The following is a 17,118-nucleotide window of genomic DNA, read 5'->3' on the forward strand; positions in this document are numbered from 1 at the left end:
TGACAGCTGTGCTCTTTTTTAAGATAGAAAGGACAGAGCAATGAAAAAAATTAATATTATGGCAGGAGGTCCCAGTTGTCTCATCCCGGATTTGTCAGCATATCATGATAGCAGCACACATTGGATTGGTGTTGACCGAGGGGCGGCGACACTTCTCGAGGCAGGGATCATCCCGCATGAAGTATTTGGCGATTTTGATAGTATCACAAATGAACAAAAGATAGCGTTGGAAGGTGTGGCGCCGCATTTTCATATCTATCAAGCTGAAAAAGATCAGACTGATCTTGACCTTGCTCTTAGTTGGGCTGTTGAACAAGAGCCTCTCTCAATCAAACTCTTTGGGATATCAGGAGGAAGAGCAGATCATTTTCTTGGGAATATCCAGCTTCTTTATCAAACACTGAAAAAGAAGGTCGACACAGTCATGATTGATAGGCAAAACACCATTAGCATGTTTTCCCCTGGTTCCTATACAGTGAGCCATGATCCATCAAAGCCATATGTTTCATTTCTACCGTTTACAGAATTGGTCAAAAACCTGTCTCTAACCGGTTTTAAGTATTCTTTAAATAATTGTCATATTACACTTGGATCTACACTATGTATTAGTAATGAACTCATCCATTCAAAAGGTGCGTTTTCTTTTACGGAAGGCATATTAATCATGATAAGAAGCAATGATTAAAAATAACCTAGTGATACATGCGGTTATGGGACTCTTGAGGAGGGAACAAAATGAAATTTTATACCATTAAGTTGCCGAAGTTTTTAGGGGGAATTGTTCGGGCGATGTTAGGCTCGTTTCGCAAAAATTAAGAAAGCGCCTCGTGCGCTTTGTGTTCCCAAACTGAAAAACATGTAAAAACGCCTGCTCTCTAGGCAGGCGTTTATTTCTTATACACGCTCAACTTTTCCGGATTTCAAAGCTCGAGCTGATACATATACTTTTTTAGGCTTACCATTCACAAGGATGCGCACTTTTTGAACGTTTGCTCCCCATGTGCGTTTAGAAGCGTTCATCGCGTGAGAACGAGAATTTCCAGAACGTGATTTTCTGCCTGTAATTACGCATTTACGTGCCATTTCTTTCCCTCCTAACTCTCAAAAAAACATCATCATTCTCTATGAATTGATTACATTATGATGCTTAAGGTACTTTAATAATTTACCACAGCCGAAAATCGTTTGCAACTATTGTTTGTTCTCCTTTCAAGAATATTCACTTGACATCTTGAAAAAATAGGCGGCCTGTAGTATAAGTAGGATTGGGTCTGTACCTGTTCTTTAAAAAAGAAGATCCTTATAGTAAAATGGTGTTAACTCGGTCAAGATAACCTAAAAAGGAGGAACCGATGTGTCCATTGAATTTCGAACAAAATACGGACAAATTGATATATCAAATGAAGTCATTGCCATGGTTGCCGGAGGCGCGGCGATTGACTGTTACGGGATCGTAGGTATGGCATCTAAGAACCAAATTAAAGACGGATTGACTGAGATCCTTCGAAAAGAAAATTTCAGCCGTGGAGTGATTGTGCGTCAGGAAGATGACCGTATACATATTGACATGTATATCATTGTTAGCTATGGAACAAAAATTTCAGAAGTAGCGCACAATGTCCAAACAAAAGTCAAATACACGCTGGATCATACAGTAGGTCTCGCAGTTGATTCCGTAAACATTTACGTTCAAGGAGTACGAGTGACGAACCCGTAGTTAGGAGGAAAACAAGAGTGTCTAAACGAATTTTAGATGGGAAAGCATTTGCAGACATGGTTCTGTATGGCGCGCACCATCTGTCTCAAAACGCAAAAGTAGTTGATGCGTTAAACGTATTTCCAGTTCCGGACGGAGATACGGGTACAAACATGAACTTATCGATGACATCTGGTGCAAAAGAAGTAAAACAGCTTCATACTGAAAAAATAGGGGAAGTGGCAGCAGGTCTTTCAAAAGGACTTTTAATGGGAGCCCGGGGAAACTCAGGCGTCATTTTATCACAGTTGTTTAGAGGTTTTGGAAAATCGATTGAGCAGAAAAGCGAAATCGATGCAAAGGAATTTGCAGCCGCTTTTCAGGCAGGTGTTGACACTGCCTATAAAGCCGTTATGAAACCGATTGAAGGCACAATTTTGACTGTCGCCAAAGATGCAGCCCAAAAAGCAGTTGCTACTGCTCAGACCGAAAGCGATATCATCGCGGTTATGGAAGCTGTAGTCAGTGAAGCTGCAGCTTCATTAGAACGGACACCTGAATTGTTGCCGGTGTTAAAAGAAGTCGGTGTTGTTGACAGTGGAGGTAAAGGGCTTTTATGTGTTTATCAAGGGTTTTTGGCCTCTTTGAAAGGAGAAAAACTTTCAAATCAGGTCACATCACTTCCAGCATTGGACGACCTTGTCAGCGCTGAACATCATAAAAATGCGCAAAGTCAAATGAGCACAGAAGATATTGAATTCGGTTATTGCACAGAATTTATGGTCAAGCTCGGTCAAGACCAACAAGCGTTTGATGAAGAGAATTTCCGCCAAGATTTAAGTCGTTTCGGCGATTCGCTGCTTGTCGTATCTGATGAAAACCTTGCGAAAGTTCATATTCATGCGGAATATCCGGGAGAAGTCTTAAGTTATGCGCAAAAATACGGTAGCTTAGTCAATATGAAAATTGAAAATATGCGAGAACAGCACAGTGCGATTATCAATCAAAATCAAACTGAAACAGCTACACAAAAGGTAACTGCTGAAAAGCAACCATATGGTATTGTGACGGTGGCAATGGGCAAAGGAATTGCAGAACTTTTCCAAAGTATTGGTGCAACAGCTGTAATAGAAGGCGGCCAGACGATGAATCCGAGCACAGAAGACATCGTTGCAGCGATTCAAAACACTCATGCAGACAACGTCGTGATATTGCCGAATAACTCAAATATTGTGATGGCGGCAAACCAAGCAGCAACTGTTGTTGAACAAAATGTGATCGTGATTCCGACAAAAACTGTTCCACAGGGAATGGCTGCATTGCTAGCCTTCAATCCTCAGCTTGAGATAAAAGAAAATGAGGCTACTATGCTTGAGGCGATCGAAGATGTCAAAAGCGGTCAGATCACATATGCGGTTAGAGACACGAACATTGATGGGATTGACATTAAAAAAGGCGATTTTATGAGCATCTTAAATGGAAAAATCGTTGACACCGCTACAGAACAATTGTCAGCAGCCAAAAAGCTGGTCTCTAAGATGATTGATGAAGACAGTGAAATTGTCACAATTATTAAAGGGGAAGATGCTTCACAAGAAGATGCCGAAGACCTTGCTCACTTTATTAGGGAAACGCATGATGAAGTCGAAGTCGAAGTTCATAACGGAAAACAACCGTTATACGCTTATATTTTATCTGTAGAATAATCATGTTTAAAAGGGTGCCCAACAGTCAATTTTGTGACTATTGGACGCCCTTTTCACATTTAAAAAACGCTCCTTCTTCCATTTTCAATGTATTGATGATTTTCTAAAATCCCGCTATAATAAGGCGGGAACAAATATTCGGAATTTATATATGGTAACAGTGACTGATTGTTGACATAACCCATCAGTGAAAATAAAAATTCAAGCAGTAATTTGATAGTTTCAACCAGATCACACAAAGTCAATCAAGCTGCATATTGATAAAAAACAATACGATGGATGTTCATTTCAAAGGCTGGGAGTATACAGAGTGTATCATTAACTAAAAGTCCCATCCAAATAAAAAAACGCTTTCATAAAGATGCATCATCTTTCTTGCCAATTGAGATATGATCGATTAGTCTAAAAAAAACGGCTTTTGGAGAATGGCGGACAATTTGTATGATTAAAGGGGGATATTGATGAAGTACAGAAGTGTGTTTGATATTATCGGACCGGTTATGATCGGACCATCAAGCTCCCACACCGCAGGCGCTGCGAGAATCGGGAGAGTGGCTAGAAGCCTGTTTGCGAGAGAGCCGCAAAAAATTATAGTATCTTTTTACGGCTCTTTTGCGGAAACCTATAAAGGACATGGGACAGATGTTGCGGTCATTGGCGGTCTCTTAGACTTTGACACATTTGATGAAAGAATAAAAGACGCCATTCGACTTGCCGAAGAAAAAGGAATTGAGATTGAGTTTCGCGAAGAAGAAGCGGTGCCAAAACATCCGAATACAGCCCGCATTCTTATCTCCGATCATCAAGGAACTCTTGAACTTGTGGGGATATCAATTGGCGGAGGTAAAATCGAAATTATCGAACTGAACGGCTTTGAACTTAGACTATCAGGAAATCACCCGGCTATTTTAGTGATTCATAATGACCGGTATGGGACAATTGCTGGTGTTGCTAATGTTCTGGCTAAATTCGCCATTAACATCGGTCATATGGAAGTTGCCAGAAAAGATGTCGGTCAAGAAGCACTCATGACGATTGAAGTGGACCAATTCATCGATCCGGTTGTCTTTGAAGAACTGAGAGCACTGCCGAATATCATTGATGTTACACAAATTGCTGACTAACAGGTAAGAAAAGAGGGGGATGACATGTTTCGAAATGTGAAAGAACTCATTGAGCTGACAAAAGAGAAAAATGCCTCCATATCAGAAATGATGATTAGGCAGGAAATCGAAGTTTCAGGGCGGACCCGGGAAACTATTTTTGAACAAATGGAAGAAAATTTAGCGGTTATGGAAGCTGCTGTTGAAAAAGGGATCACCGGGGTTAAGTCTCATTCTGGGCTAACCGGTGGAGATGCCGTTAAACTTCAAGCATATCTCCAAGCTGGAAAAGGAATATCAGGAGATGTGATTTTAGATGCTGTCAGTAAAGCGGTTGCGACAAACGAAGTCAATGCGGCAATGGGAACCATTTGTGCGACACCGACTGCAGGATCTGCCGGTGTTGTCCCAGGTACATTATTCGCAGTTAAACATAAGCTTAATCCGACGAAGGAACAGATGATCCGTTTTCTATTTACTTCAGGGGCATTTGGCTTTGTCGTAGCCAATAACGCTAGCATTTCCGGAGCAGCAGGCGGTTGCCAGGCTGAAGTTGGTTCAGCTTCGGGAATGGCAGCAGCAGCAATTGTAGAAATGGCTGGGGGAAACCCTGAACAATGTGCAGAAGCGATGGCGATCGCCTTGAAAAATGTACTCGGTCTTGTTTGTGATCCTGTTGCAGGGCTTGTCGAAGTTCCATGTGTGAAACGAAATGCAATGGGTGCTGCAAATGCAATGGTTGCAGCAGATATGGCACTTGCCGGTATTACAAGCCGAATTCCGTATGATGAAGTGATTGATGCAATGTATAAAATCGGGCAAACGATGCCGACAGCATTGAGAGAGACGGGGCGAGGGGGCTTGGCCGCAACACCGACAGGAAAGGAACTTGAGAAAAAAATATTTGGAGGGGCATCAGTGACACGTGGAAAATCATTTACAAACTAGTATATCTGCCATCAAAGGAGTCGGAGCGGAAACGGAGAAAACGTTAAATGAGCTCGGGATATACAACATTTCCGATCTGTTAAACTATTTTCCGTACAGATATGATGATTATGAGTTGCGTGATTTGGAAGACGTTGCACACGAGGAAAGAGTAACAATAGAAGGGAAGGTTCACAGTGAACCTTCTCTTACCTATTACGGAAAAAAACGGAGCCGCCTTACATTCCGGCTACTTGTAGGAAATTATTTAATTACAGCGGTTTGTTTTAACCGTCCATATTTGAAAAAGAAACTTACGCTTGGCTCTGTCATGACCATTTTAGGAAAATGGGACAAGCATAGGCAATCGATCATGGTTCAAGAATTAAAAAATGGACCACATCAGAATACTCAAACGATTGAGCCTATTTACTCAGTAAAAGAAAAGCTAACTGTTAAGATGATGCGGAAGCTGATTCAGGAAGCGATCAACAACCATTTACAATTTGCTCAGGACCTCTTGCCTGAAAAACTTCGGATCACATACAAACTCCTTCCTTATCAAGACGCGGTAAGAGCGATCCATCAACCAAAGACACGGGAAGCATTGAAACAGGCACGGCGCCGCTTTGTTTATGAAGAATTTTTACTATTTCAACTAAAGATGCAAGCGTTACGCAAGTTTGAAAGGGAACATTCTGACGGGCTCAAACATACCTTTAACATCGAGGCTGTCGATGCATTTGTTAACAGTCTTCCCTATACCTTGACAAATGCCCAGGCTAAAGCCCTAGATGATATTTTAAAAGATATGGTTTCTGATTTTAGAATGAATCGTTTACTGCAAGGTGATGTAGGATCGGGTAAAACGGCTGTCGCTGCCATTGCTTTGTACGCTTGTCTTCTTTCTGGTTATCAGGGAGCATTAATGGTTCCTACCGAAATCTTAGCGGAACAGCATGCTGATTCATTGGTTTCTTTATTTGCCCGGGAGGATGTTCGTATTGCGCTCTTAACTAGTTCTGTCAAAGGCAAGCGAAGGCGGGAGCTTCTAGAAAGATTAATAAACGGAGACATCGATATTTTAGTGGGGACACATGCCTTAATTCAGGAGGATGTTCATTTTAAACAGCTTGGGCTTGTCATCACTGATGAACAACATCGTTTTGGTGTAGAGCAGAGAAAAAAGTTGAGAAGTAAAGGCAAAGACCCTGATGTTCTCTTTATGACAGCGACACCGATTCCCCGGACACTTTCAATCACAGTTTTCGGTGAAATGGATGTCTCTGTTATTGATGAAATGCCGGCAGGGCGCAAACAAATTGAAACGTACTGGGTTAAACATGATATGTTGGAACGCATTATGGCTTTTATCGAAAAAGAGCTGAAAAAAAGTAGGCAGGCCTATGTGATCTGTCCGCTGATTGAAGAATCAGACAAGCTTGATGTCCAAAATGCGATCGATGTACACAGCATGTTGACTCATGCTTTTCAAGGAAGGTGGCAGATCGGACTCATGCACGGTAAATTGCCTAATGATGAGAAAGAACAAGTGATGAGACAGTTCAGTCAAAATGAATGTCAAATTCTTGTCTCAACGACTGTCGTTGAAGTCGGGGTGAACGTTCCAAACGCAACGATCATGGTCATTTATGATGCTGACCGTTTCGGACTCTCACAGCTACATCAGCTTCGCGGTCGGGTCGGGCGCGGTGATCACCAATCATATTGCATTCTAATGGCAGATCCAAAATCTGAAACGGGCAAAGAACGTATGGTGATCATGTCTGAAACAACAGACGGCTTTGAACTTTCAGAAAAAGATTTGGAATTAAGAGGACCGGGTGATTTTTTCGGAAAAAAACAAAGTGGAGTGCCTGAATTTAAAGTTGCAGATTTGGTTCATGACTATCGCGCTCTTGAGACAGCAAGACAAGATGCGACAGAGCTTATTTCATCAAAAGCGTTCTGGTCAGAAGACAAGTATGCCGGATTAAGAGAGTATTTACAGAACAGTGGAATAATGGATGGGGAAAAATTAAGTTGATCATCATAGACAAAGAATATTGCATTCTAATCTATGAAATTATATACTACTATTAGTACCTAGTCATAATTCCCGCGGATGGTGTTTATAAATATGAGAAAAAGTAAAAGAGAACGCCAAGAATTGCTGCAGCAGACCATTAATAGGACCCCATTTATAACTGATGAAGAGTTGGCGGAACAGTTTAATGTCAGCATTCAGACGATTCGTTTAGACCGTTTGGAACTTTCTATCCCTGAACTGAGGGAAAGAATTAAAAGTGTCGCAGAAAAGTCCCTTGAAGACGAAGTGAAATCACTTCCACTTGATGAAGTAATCGGGGAAATCATTGATCTTGAGCTGGATGATCAAGCGATTTCGATTCTTGAAATTAAAAAGGAACATGTTTTCAGTCGCAATCAAATTGCAAGAGGACATCATTTATTTGCTCAGGCTAACTCACTTGCTGTTGCAGTGATCAATGATGACCTTGCATTAACCGCTAAAGCGGATATTCGCTTCACCCGGCAAGTCAAACAAGGTGAACGGGTTGTGGCAAAAGCAAAAGTCGTTAAACTTGATAAAGAAAAAGGTAGAACGATTGTCAATGTTAACAGCTATGTTGCAGAGGACCCTGTGTTTTCAGGCGAATTTGTCATGTATCGTTCAAAACAATCTTAGAAGGTGGCGCATATGTCATGAGAATTGCTGTTGATGCTATGGGTGGCGACCATGCTCCTAAAGCCGTTATCGATGGTGTAATGAAAGCCATTGCGGATTTTAAAGATCTAGACATCACACTTGTTGGTGATCAAGAAAAAATTGCTGCTCATTTAACAGACCATGAGCGGATTCATATTAAACATGCAGAAGAAGTGATTGAAGCGACAGATGAGCCTGTTCGTGCTGTAAGAAGAAAGAAAAACTCGTCAATGGTTCTGATGGCTACAGAAGTTGCTGAGGGAAGAGCAGATGCCTGTATTTCTGCCGGGAATACAGGAGCCTTGATGACAGCTGGATTATTTGTCGTCGGCAGGATTGAAGGAATCGAAAGACCTGCCTTAGCACCGACTTTACCAACGGTATCTGGAGACGGTTTTCTCCTCCTTGATGTTGGTGCAAATGTAGATGCTAAACCTGAACACCTTGTTCAATATGCGATTATGGGGGCTGTTTACAGTGAACACGTTTTAGGTGTAAAGAACCCGAGAATTGGTCTATTGAATGTAGGGACAGAGGAAAAAAAAGGAAATGATCTAGCTAAACAGGCCTTTCAAAACCTAAAAAAATTAGACCTTAACTTTATTGGTAATGTTGAAGCGCGCGACATGCTAGATGGTGTTGCAGATGTCATTGTGACAGATGGCTTTACTGGAAACATTGCCTTAAAGACGGTCGAAGGTGCCGCACTATCGATTTTTAAAATGCTGAAAAGCACGCTCACCTCAAGTTTTGCGACGAAATTGGCTGCTTCTGTGCTAAAACCGAAGCTAAAAGAAATGAAAGCAAAAATGGACTACTCTGAATATGGAGGAGCCGGACTGTTTGGCTTGAAAGCGCCTGTCATTAAAGCGCATGGTTCTTCTGATGAATCAGCTATTTATCATGCCATCCGTCAGGCGAGAGGAATGGTCACTCAAAATGTTGCGTCATGTATTGAACAAAAGATTAAACAAAAAACAGATGAATAGTCTGGAGGTTTTTTGAAAATGGGTAAGATTGCTTTTTTATTCCCTGGTCAGGGATCCCAGCATATTGGCATGGGACTTGAACTGTATCAAAAAGAGCCGAAAGCAAGACAGATATTCGAGGAAGCAGATCAAACGTTGGAAACAAACTTAAGCTCTCTTATGTTTGAAGGAGATGCAAAAGAATTAACACTTACATACAATGCCCAACCTAGCCTGCTAACGGCAAGCATCGCCGCGCTTGAAAAACTAAAGGAATTCGGTATAACAGCCGATTTCATGGCTGGACATAGTCTAGGTGAATATTCGGCATTAGTAGCTTCTGGCGCAATGTCCTTTAAGGATGCTGTTTATGCTGTTAGAAAACGGGGCGAATTTATGAATGAAGCTGTCCCGGCTGGAGAAGGAGCGATGGCCGCGATTCTGGGCATGGATCGTGAAGCACTAAAAAATGTAACAGATCAAGTGTCCAAAGAAGGGAATCTTGTTCAACTGGCAAACTTAAACTGTCCCGGACAAATTGTCATTTCAGGAACTGCAAAAGGGGTTGAACACGCCTCAGAACTTGCGAAAGAACATGGCGCAAAGCGAGCAATTCCACTTGAAGTCAGCGGGCCGTTTCATTCTGAGCTCATGAAACCTGCTGCCGAAAAATTGCAGGAAGTCCTTGATCATTGCCAGATCGAAAATGCATCCACACCTGTTATTTCTAATGTAACGGCTGATGTTGTGACAGATAAAGAAGACATTAAACAAAAACTGATTGAACAGTTGTATTCACCTGTTCGCTTCGAGGAATCGATTAGCAGATTGATTGACGAAGGTGTTACAACTTTCATTGAGATCGGTCCGGGCAAAGTTTTATCTGGACTTGTTAAAAAAGTGAATCGTAGAGTTCAAACAATTGCTGTATCAGACCCGAATACAATTGAGCTTGCTGTTCAAACTTTGAAGGAGGAACATGGACATGCTGGAGAATAAAACCGCAGTTGTCACCGGTGCTTCAAGAGGAATTGGCCGGGCAATCGCACTGGATTTGGCTAAACATGGAGCAAATGTCACGGTCAATTATGCAGGAAATGAAGCGAAGGCAAACGAAGTTGTTGATGAGATTAAAGCGCTCGGCCGAGATGCGGTTGCGATCAAAGCTGATGTTTCAAAAGCTGATGATGTTCAAGCGATGATGAAACAAACAATTGAACGTTTTGGTTCCCTCGATATTCTTGTCAACAATGCCGGTATTACGAAAGACAATCTGTTGATGAGAATGAAAGAGAATGAATGGGATGATGTCATCAACATAAACTTAAAAGGTGTGTTCAACTGTTCAAAAGCGGTGACAAGACAGATGATGAAACAAAGAAGCGGTCGAATTATCAATGTCGCCTCAGTTGTGGGAGTGATCGGAAACGCCGGACAAGCTAATTATGTCGCTGCAAAATCAGGTGTCATTGGTTTAACAAAAACCTTGGCAAAAGAGCTCGCTTCAAGACATATTACTGTGAACGCGATTGCACCAGGGTTTATCTCAACAGAAATGACAGATAAACTGACAAAAGAGCTTCAAGATGAGATGTTAAAGCAGATTCCGCTTGCCCGTTTTGGCGAGCCTTCAGACATTAGCAATGTCGTTGTTTTCCTTGCCTCTGAACAATCTCGTTACATGACCGGTCAGACATTAAATATTGATGGCGGAATGGTCATGATTTAAATTTCTCTGGTTTTTTAAAAATGAATCAACTATAATACTTGAGGGGAGGTGAATAGCTATGGCAGACGCATTAGAGCGTGTAACAAAAATCATCGTAGACCGCCTTGGTGTAGATGAGGCTGACGTCACTCTTGAAGCCTCATTTAAAGAGGACTTAGGAGCTGACTCCCTGGATGTAGTTGAGCTGGTCATGGAACTTGAAGACGAGTTTGACATGGAGATTTCTGACGAAGATGCTGAAAAGATTGCAACAGTCGGTGACGCTGTGAACTACATAAATAGTAAGCAGTAAGCTCTAACTTAAAGTCCCGTTTAAAGACGGGGCTTTATCCCTTTATTATGCTTAGAAAAGCCGAACCAAGACCAAGCCTACCTGATTTTATAGGAGGCCAGGTATACTTGAGGTACCTAGATGGAGGTTGCTATGTCAAAACATTCTCATTTCAAAGACAGAAAAGTGTTTCATAAAAAAGTGGAACAGTTTAAACAGTTTCAAGAACGAATTTCGGTTCAATTTCAAAATGAGAAGCTTTTATACCAAGCGTTTACACATTCATCTTATGTGAATGAGCATCGAAAGAAGCCTTATGAAGATAATGAAAGGCTTGAATTTTTAGGAGATGCTGTTTTGGAACTGACAATTTCTCAATTTTTATACGCTAAATACCCGGCAATGAGCGAGGGTGATTTGACAAAATTGAGAGCGGCGATTGTATGTGAGCCTTCATTGGTTTCTCTGGCCCATGAGCTTTCTTTTGGAGAGCTTGTTCTTTTGGGGAAAGGAGAAGAAATGACAGGTGGAAGAAAGCGGCCGGCACTGTTAGCTGACGTGTTTGAAGCTTTTATCGGTGCGCTTTATCTTGATCAAGGGCTTGAATCTGTCGTAACCTTTCTGAAAGCTTATGTCTTCCCAAAAATCGATGAAGGTGCTTTTTCTCATGTGATGGATTTTAAAAGTCAACTTCAGGAATTTGTACAGCGTGATGGACGAGGTTCTTTAGAGTACAAGATTCTTCAGGAGAAAGGTCCAGCACATAACCGTGAATTTGAAGCCAATGTATCGCTTAAAGGGGAAGTACTGGGAATAGGAAGCGGCCGATCCAAAAAAGAAGCTGAACAGCATGCTGCCCAAGAAGCGTTGGAAAAGTTACAAAAACACCATATTGAACAATGAATCCCCCTTGCCAAAAACAGGGGGATTTCAGTATATTAGCGCCTTTTATGAAAAGGTATGATAGAATTGTAATACTTTAATACAGAGGAGGATCAGGATGTTCCTCAAACGTTTAGATGTCATTGGATTTAAATCGTTTGCAGAACGAATTTCTGTAGATTTTGTAAAAGGTGTAACAGCTGTTGTCGGACCTAATGGCAGCGGAAAAAGCAATATTACAGACGCGATTCGCTGGGTATTGGGGGAACAGTCCGCCAAATCACTCAGAGGTGGCAAAATGGAAGACATTATTTTTGCTGGAAGTGATTCGCGAAAAAAGCTGAATCTTGCTGAAGTGACGCTGACGCTTGATAATGAAGAGCATTTTCTCCCGATTGACTTTCACGAAGTCAGTGTGACAAGGAGAGTTTACAGATCAGGCGAAAGTGAGTTTCTTATCAACAATCAATCTTGCCGCTTAAAAGATATCATCGATCTTTTTATGGATTCAGGGCTTGGTAAAGAAGCGTTTTCAATTATCAGTCAAGGGAAAGTCGAAGAAATTTTAAGCAGCAAAGCAGAGGAACGAAGAAGCATTTTTGAAGAGGCAGCCGGTGTACTAAAATATAAATCAAGAAAGAAAAAAGCTGAAAACAAACTGTTTGAAACGCAAGACAATTTGAACCGTGTCGAAGATATTCTTCATGAACTTGAGGGACAAGTCGAACCTTTAAAAGTACAAGCATCAATCGCTAAAGATTATCTTGAAAAAAAGGAAGAGCTTGAAAAAATCGAGATTGCTTTGACAGCATTTGATATAGAAGAACTTCATAAAAAATGGGAGGCTCTTGGAGAAAAAGTCGAGAAGGCAAAAGATGAGGAAATGTCGGCATCTGCCTCTATCCAAGGAAAAGAAGCTAAAATCGAACAAGCGCGAGATAAAATGCAGGCGCTTGACGAATCGATTGACGAACTTCAACAAGTGCTCCTTCTAACAAGTGAAGAACTTGAAAAACTAGAAGGCAGAAAAGAAGTTTTAAAAGAACGAAAAAAGAATGCATCCAAAAACAGAGCACAACTCGAAGAAACGATTGTTAAGCGTGGAGAAAAAGAAAAAGACTTAAATGAAAAAATAACCAAACAAAAAATGGTTTATGAAAAGCTCCAAGCTGAAGTGAAAGAGATCAAAAAGCAAGTCAAAGATAAAAATCAAGCACTCTCAATGTACAGTGAAAATGTCGAAGAAGAAATCGAACAGCTGAAAAGCGATTATTTTGAACTTTTAAATGAACAGGCTTCGATTCGAAATGAGTTGCAATTTATTGAAGATCAGATGTCTCAATCTACTCACCAACAAAAACGTCTTGCAGATCATAACGAAAAGTATTTGGATGAACGACAGGAACTCACAGAACAAAAAACAAAAACAGAACAAGAGTTCACCCTGCTTGATGAACAGCTTTATACCCAAATTCAGGCTTATCGGGACACACAAAAAAGCTATGAACAAAAGAAAAGCCAGTATGAAAAGAAAGAGTCAGCTCTTTATCAAGCTTATCAGTATGTCCAGCAAGCTCGTTCAAAAAAAGAAATGCTTGAGACCATGCAAGAAGACTTTTCTGGATTTTATCAAGGTGTTAAAGAGGTACTGAAAGCTAGAAACGAACTGCCGGGTATCCATGGGGCGATTGCTGAGCTCATTCAAACAGACCAAAAGTATGAAACAGCAATCGAAATTGCCTTGGGTGCTTCAGCACAGCATGTTGTGACAGAACATGAAGATGCAGCAAGACAAGCGATTCAGTATTTGAAAAAACATTCATTTGGACGAGCAACATTTCTCCCGCTTTCTGTGATGAAAGAGAAGTATATCCAGTCTCATGACATTGCACTTGCCAAAGAAAACCCGTCATTTATCGGAACTGCCAGTGAACTTGTTTCATATGACTCATCATACAGGACGGTTGTCCAATATCTACTTGGCAATGTGCTGATTACAGAGCATTTAAAAGGTGCTAACGAGCTTGCCAAACGGCTTGGACATAGATACCGGATTGTTACGCTTGAAGGGGATGTCGTCAATCCAGGCGGCTCCATGACGGGTGGAGCTGTGAAGAAAAAAACCAGTTCACTTTTAGGGCGTACAAGAGAGCTGGAAGCGATGACAGAACGTCTTCAGGAAATGGAAAGGAAATCCCAACTGCTTGAAGATGAAGTGAAAACCTTAAAAATAGAGATCCAAGCTCTTGAAAAACAGCTTCAAACATTGCGTGAAGATGGTGAACGTTTAAGAAGTGAACAACAGCAATTGAAAGGCCGACTTTATGAACTAGAAGTTGCCGAAAAAAATGTCAACAGTCATTTGGAACTGTATGACAGAGAAAAAGCGGAGCTTCTTGAAGAAGATAGCACAAAAAAACAGCGAACATTAGAACTTGAAGAAAAACTTAAAGTCGTTGCTGAAAGCTTGAAGAAACTTGATGGAGAAATCGAGCATCTGACGGAAAGAAAGCAGACGCAAACATCAACAAAAGAAACACTACAAAGCGAGTTGACTGATTTAAAAGTTGTGCTAGCGAAAACGGAACAGTCTTGTGCACATGAACGAGAAAAACTCACTAGGTTAGAAGAAGAATTTTCTGAAAATGAGCAAGCTTTGAAAGTTGTCGAAGAAGACCTCTCATTTCTGACCACAGAAATGTCATCAAGTTCAAATGGTGAGGAAAAGCTTGAGGACGCAGCGAAAAAGAAATTGAATGATAAAAATAAAACTGTGGAACTTATCGCCTCAAGAAGAGATCAGCGAGCAAAACTGCAAAAAGGGCTTGAAACAGAAGAGCTTGAACTAAAAGAAATGAAACGTCAATATAAACAAATGGCAGGTCTTTTGAAAGATGAAGAAATTAAGCTCGGGCGTATGGAAGTGGAATTGGATAATTTGATTGCTTTTCTGCGTGAAGAGTATGGTTTATCATTTGAAGCGGCGAAGGAAAAATATTCTTTGGAACTAGCGGCTGAAGAGGCGAGAAAGCGCGTAAAGCTCATCAAACTAGCGATCGAAGAACTTGGCACAGTCAATCTTGGAAGCATTGAAGAGTACGAACGAGTGAATGAACGCTACGTCTTTCTCACGGAACAAAAGGATGATCTGCTTGAAGCGAAAAATACGCTCTTTCAAGTGATTGAAGAAATGGATGATGAAATGACGAAGCGGTTTGCGGAAACCTTTACCCAGATTCGTTCCCATTTCGAAGAAGTATTCCGCGCGTTATTCGGGGGTGGAAGAGCTGAATTAAAGCTGACAGATCCCGAAGATTTACTTCATTCAGGTGTAGAGATTATCGCTCAACCTCCTGGTAAAAAGCTGCAAAATTTAAGTCTCCTTTCCGGAGGAGAACGGGCTCTGACAGCGATTGCTCTCTTGTTCTCGATTCTTAAAGTCAGACCTGTTCCATTCTGTGTGCTGGATGAAGTAGAAGCAGCACTTGATGAAGCAAATGTGTTCCGCTTTGCACAATATTTGAAAAAATATAGCTGTGAAACCCAATTTATTGTCATTACTCATCGAAAAGGTACGATGGAAGAAGCCGATGTTCTTTATGGTGTGACAATGCAGGAATCAGGTGTTTCTAAGCTTGTTTCCGTTAAACTGGAAGATACAAAAGAATTAGTTTAAGTAAAGCGAGGTTACGATGATGAGTTTTTTTAAGAAACTGAAAGAGAAGATCACAAAGCAAACCGATTCTGTCTCGGGAAAGTTTAAAGAAGGCTTGACCAAAACAAGACATTCGTTTCAGGAGCGAGTCAATGAACTCGTTTCCCGCTACCGAAAAGTAGATGAAGACTTTTTCGAAGAGCTTGAAGAAGTACTGATCGGAGCGGATGTTGGCGTATCAACTGTGATGGAGTTGATTGATGAACTGAAGAGTGAAGTCAAACGAAAAAACATCCAAGATCCGAAAGAGGTGCGGGCTGTTATTTCTGAAAAGCTGGTTGAGATTTATGAAGGCGGAGAGGAAGAAGTCTCAGAGCTTAACGTAGAGGATGACCGTTTAAACATTATCTTGTTTGTCGGTGTTAATGGTGTTGGAAAAACAACAACGATCGGTAAACTAGCTCACCAATTTGTGAAGGAAGGAAAAAATGTCGTCCTTGCTGCTGGAGACACGTTCCGTGCAGGAGCGATCGATCAGCTTGAAGTGTGGGGAGAACGAGTTGGCGCACATGTTGTTAAACAGGCTGAAGGTTCAGATCCGGCAGCTGTAATCTATGATGCTGTTCAGGCGGCGAAAGCAAGAGGTGCTGATGTCCTTCTTTGTGATACAGCAGGACGACTGCAAAACAAGGTGAACTTGATGAATGAACTTGAAAAGGTGAAACGCGTCATTCAGCGTGAAGTGCCTGAAGCGCCTCATGAAGTGCTGCTTGTCTTAGATGCGACAACAGGTCAAAATGCCATGACACAGGCGAAAGAGTTCTCAAAAGCGACAGATGTATCAGGAATTGTGCTAACAAAACTTGATGGAACGGCAAAAGGCGGAATTGTTTTGGCGATTCGTCATGAACTGAACATTCCCGTTAAATTTGTCGGACTTGGAGAAAAAATGGATGACTTACAGCCATTTAATGCAGAGTCTTATGTTTACGGCTTGTTTTCAGATTTGATCGACACAGAAAACTAGTTCTTGATAAATGACAAGGTAAAAACTTGACACTTAAAACAAATCACAGTAAACTAATGTATTGTAAAGGGATTTGACTTAACAAAGGGGAGAGTCTCATGACGCTTGAAAAAACAACGAGAATGAATTACCTATTTGATTTCTATCAGTCGTTGTTGACATCTAAACAAAAAAGCTACATGTCGCTTTACTACTTAGACGATTTCTCCCTTGGCGAAATAGCTGAAGAATATCATGTCTCAAGGCAAGCTGTCTATGATAACATTAAACGGACTGAAGCCATGCTTGAGCAATATGAAGAAAAGCTACTTTTGTTTAAAAAATTTCAAGAGCGCAAAAAAATATTTGAACAGTTAAGAAAATTGACTGCTGATCAGACTGAAACGGTCAGACTGATTGATGCGCTTGAGGAATTAGATTAGGAGG

Annotated in this window: 17 protein-coding genes; 16 read left to right on the forward strand and 1 reads right to left on the reverse strand. The window is 41.1% G+C overall.

The window, feature by feature from the left end; translation table 11 throughout:
- Positions 1 to 40: 40 nt before the first annotated feature.
- The gene (locus HOO54_RS09900) at positions 41 to 685 is read left to right on the forward strand and encodes a thiamine diphosphokinase (RefSeq protein WP_172294766.1); all 645 of its coding nucleotides are present in this window, start codon (positions 41 to 43) and stop codon (positions 683 to 685) included.
- A gap of 50 nt (positions 686 to 735) precedes the next feature.
- Positions 736 to 816, forward strand: a complete 81-nt coding sequence (gene spoVM, locus HOO54_RS09905; protein ID WP_172299467.1) for a stage V sporulation protein SpoVM — start codon at positions 736 to 738, stop codon at positions 814 to 816.
- 78 nt (positions 817 to 894) lie between these two features.
- Here the strand turns inward: spoVM and rpmB are convergent, their stop codons facing one another.
- Positions 895 to 1,083, reverse strand: a complete 189-nt coding sequence (gene rpmB / locus HOO54_RS09910; protein ID WP_003181685.1) for a 50S ribosomal protein L28 — start codon at positions 1,081 to 1,083, stop codon at positions 895 to 897.
- Between the two features lie 271 nt (positions 1,084 to 1,354).
- On the opposite strand from rpmB, the gene HOO54_RS09915 reads away from it, so the two are divergent.
- The 14 genes from HOO54_RS09915 (at position 1,355) to HOO54_RS09980 (ending at position 17,114) form a co-directional block, all read left to right on the forward strand.
- Positions 1,355 to 1,717 (forward strand): Asp23/Gls24 family envelope stress response protein, encoded by a 363-nt coding sequence (locus HOO54_RS09915; protein WP_172294768.1) that lies wholly within the window; start codon positions 1,355 to 1,357, stop codon positions 1,715 to 1,717.
- 17 nt (positions 1,718 to 1,734) lie between these two features.
- On the forward strand, positions 1,735 to 3,402 hold the full coding sequence (locus HOO54_RS09920) for a DAK2 domain-containing protein (protein WP_172294770.1): 1,668 nt from the start codon (positions 1,735 to 1,737) through the stop codon (positions 3,400 to 3,402).
- Between the two features lie 461 nt (positions 3,403 to 3,863).
- Positions 3,864 to 4,526, forward strand: a complete 663-nt coding sequence (sdaAB, locus tag HOO54_RS09925) for an L-serine ammonia-lyase, iron-sulfur-dependent subunit beta (protein WP_172294772.1) — start codon at positions 3,864 to 3,866, stop codon at positions 4,524 to 4,526.
- Between the two features lie 24 nt (positions 4,527 to 4,550).
- Entirely contained in the window at positions 4,551 to 5,453 is a 903-nt protein-coding gene (sdaAA, locus tag HOO54_RS09930; RefSeq protein ID WP_172294774.1) for an L-serine ammonia-lyase, iron-sulfur-dependent, subunit alpha, read from the forward strand.
- Positions 5,431 to 7,479, forward strand: a complete 2,049-nt coding sequence (gene recG, locus HOO54_RS09935; protein WP_172294776.1) for an ATP-dependent DNA helicase RecG — start codon at positions 5,431 to 5,433, stop codon at positions 7,477 to 7,479. The genes sdaAA and recG overlap by 23 nt, the downstream gene beginning before the upstream one ends.
- Before the next feature lie 93 nt (positions 7,480 to 7,572).
- Positions 7,573 to 8,139 (forward strand): transcription factor FapR, encoded by a 567-nt coding sequence (fapR, locus tag HOO54_RS09940; protein ID WP_172294778.1) that lies wholly within the window; start codon positions 7,573 to 7,575, stop codon positions 8,137 to 8,139.
- A gap of 17 nt (positions 8,140 to 8,156) precedes the next feature.
- A complete protein-coding gene (gene plsX / locus HOO54_RS09945) occupies positions 8,157 to 9,149 on the forward strand; it encodes a phosphate acyltransferase PlsX (protein WP_172294780.1) in 993 nt (330 codons plus the stop codon).
- Between the two features lie 18 nt (positions 9,150 to 9,167).
- A complete protein-coding gene (fabD, locus tag HOO54_RS09950) occupies positions 9,168 to 10,127 on the forward strand; it encodes an ACP S-malonyltransferase (RefSeq protein WP_172294782.1) in 960 nt (319 codons plus the stop codon).
- Positions 10,114 to 10,857 (forward strand): 3-oxoacyl-[acyl-carrier-protein] reductase, encoded by a 744-nt coding sequence (fabG, locus tag HOO54_RS09955; RefSeq protein ID WP_172294784.1) that lies wholly within the window; start codon positions 10,114 to 10,116, stop codon positions 10,855 to 10,857. The genes fabD and fabG overlap by 14 nt, the downstream gene beginning before the upstream one ends.
- Before the next feature lie 58 nt (positions 10,858 to 10,915).
- Positions 10,916 to 11,149 (forward strand): acyl carrier protein, encoded by a 234-nt coding sequence (acpP, locus tag HOO54_RS09960; protein ID WP_003181706.1) that lies wholly within the window; start codon positions 10,916 to 10,918, stop codon positions 11,147 to 11,149.
- A gap of 132 nt (positions 11,150 to 11,281) precedes the next feature.
- The gene (gene rnc / locus HOO54_RS09965; protein ID WP_172294786.1) at positions 11,282 to 12,031 is read left to right on the forward strand and encodes a ribonuclease III; all 750 of its coding nucleotides are present in this window, start codon (positions 11,282 to 11,284) and stop codon (positions 12,029 to 12,031) included.
- 97 nt (positions 12,032 to 12,128) lie between these two features.
- Positions 12,129 to 15,686 (forward strand): chromosome segregation protein SMC, encoded by a 3,558-nt coding sequence (smc, locus tag HOO54_RS09970; RefSeq protein ID WP_172294788.1) that lies wholly within the window; start codon positions 12,129 to 12,131, stop codon positions 15,684 to 15,686.
- A gap of 19 nt (positions 15,687 to 15,705) precedes the next feature.
- Positions 15,706 to 16,692, forward strand: a complete 987-nt coding sequence (gene ftsY, locus HOO54_RS09975; protein ID WP_172294790.1) for a signal recognition particle-docking protein FtsY — start codon at positions 15,706 to 15,708, stop codon at positions 16,690 to 16,692.
- 98 nt (positions 16,693 to 16,790) lie between these two features.
- Positions 16,791 to 17,114, forward strand: a complete 324-nt coding sequence (locus tag HOO54_RS09980) for a putative DNA-binding protein (RefSeq protein ID WP_172294792.1) — start codon at positions 16,791 to 16,793, stop codon at positions 17,112 to 17,114.
- The last annotated feature ends 4 nt before the right edge of the window (positions 17,115 to 17,118 follow it).

The organism is Bacillus sp. WMMC1349, assembly GCF_013155385.1.
Lineage (GTDB): Bacteria > Bacillota > Bacilli > Bacillales > Bacillaceae > Bacillus.

Coding starts and splice junctions, on each gene's coding strand:
- HOO54_RS09900 (WP_172294766.1), top strand. CDS start 41: ATGAAAAAAATTAATATTATGGCAGGAGGTCCCAGTTGTCTCATCCCG.
- spoVM (WP_172299467.1), top strand. CDS start 736: ATGAAATTTTATACCATTAAGTTGCCGAAGTTTTTAGGGGGAATTGTT.
- rpmB (WP_003181685.1), bottom strand. CDS start 1,083: ATGGCACGTAAATGCGTAATTACAGGCAGAAAATCACGTTCTGGAAAT.
- sdaAB (WP_172294772.1), top strand. CDS start 3,864: ATGAAGTACAGAAGTGTGTTTGATATTATCGGACCGGTTATGATCGGA.
- sdaAA (WP_172294774.1), top strand. CDS start 4,551: ATGTTTCGAAATGTGAAAGAACTCATTGAGCTGACAAAAGAGAAAAAT.
- fapR (WP_172294778.1), top strand. CDS start 7,573: ATGAGAAAAAGTAAAAGAGAACGCCAAGAATTGCTGCAGCAGACCATT.
- plsX (WP_172294780.1), top strand. CDS start 8,157: ATGAGAATTGCTGTTGATGCTATGGGTGGCGACCATGCTCCTAAAGCC.
- fabD (WP_172294782.1), top strand. CDS start 9,168: ATGGGTAAGATTGCTTTTTTATTCCCTGGTCAGGGATCCCAGCATATT.
- fabG (WP_172294784.1), top strand. CDS start 10,114: ATGCTGGAGAATAAAACCGCAGTTGTCACCGGTGCTTCAAGAGGAATT.
- acpP (WP_003181706.1), top strand. CDS start 10,916: ATGGCAGACGCATTAGAGCGTGTAACAAAAATCATCGTAGACCGCCTT.
- rnc (WP_172294786.1), top strand. CDS start 11,282: ATGTCAAAACATTCTCATTTCAAAGACAGAAAAGTGTTTCATAAAAAA.
- smc (WP_172294788.1), top strand. CDS start 12,129: ATGTTCCTCAAACGTTTAGATGTCATTGGATTTAAATCGTTTGCAGAA.
- ftsY (WP_172294790.1), top strand. CDS start 15,706: ATGAGTTTTTTTAAGAAACTGAAAGAGAAGATCACAAAGCAAACCGAT.
- HOO54_RS09980 (WP_172294792.1), top strand. CDS start 16,791: ATGACGCTTGAAAAAACAACGAGAATGAATTACCTATTTGATTTCTAT.